The organism is Pseudomonas sp. P20, assembly GCF_016463925.1.
Classification (GTDB): Bacteria; Pseudomonadota; Gammaproteobacteria; order Pseudomonadales; family Pseudomonadaceae; genus Pseudomonas; species Pseudomonas aeruginosa.
In genome coordinates this window covers 1-381 of the sequence record NZ_JAEMVM010000141.1, presented here as the reverse complement: position 1 = coordinate 381, position 381 = coordinate 1, and the positions used below count along the sequence as shown (strand labels likewise).

Sequence of the window (381 nt, the reverse complement as noted above, 5' to 3'; positions counted from 1 at the left end):
AGACCCAGCTCGGCTTCAACCATGGCCGGCGGATCGGCAGTGGCTTCGTCAACCTCGACCTTGGCTGGCAGCAGGGCATCGGCGCCCTTGGCGCGCAGGGTCGCGGCCACCCGCACGCGGGCGATCCGAATGCGCGCTACGACAAGTACAGCCTGACCCTCAGCTACCTGCAGCCGTTCCAGCTATGGGGCGAGCGCTTCAGCTTCGACAGCCTGGCCACCGGGCAAAGGAGCGAGGACGTGCTGTTCAGCCCGCAGCGCATCAGCCTCGGCGGCAACAGCTCGGTGCGCGGCTTCAAGGACCAGACCCTGACCGGCGACAGCGGCGGCTACTGGCGCAACCAGTTGCGCTGGCGGCGTGCGGTGGAATGGGCGCCGCTGC

Annotated in this window: 1 protein-coding gene; it reads left to right on the top strand. The window is 69.0% G+C overall.

The window, feature by feature from the left end:
- Window positions 1-381 (top strand): ShlB/FhaC/HecB family hemolysin secretion/activation protein (locus tag JHD77_RS33405; RefSeq protein WP_233410336.1); only part of this gene is annotated, 381 nt, incomplete at both ends.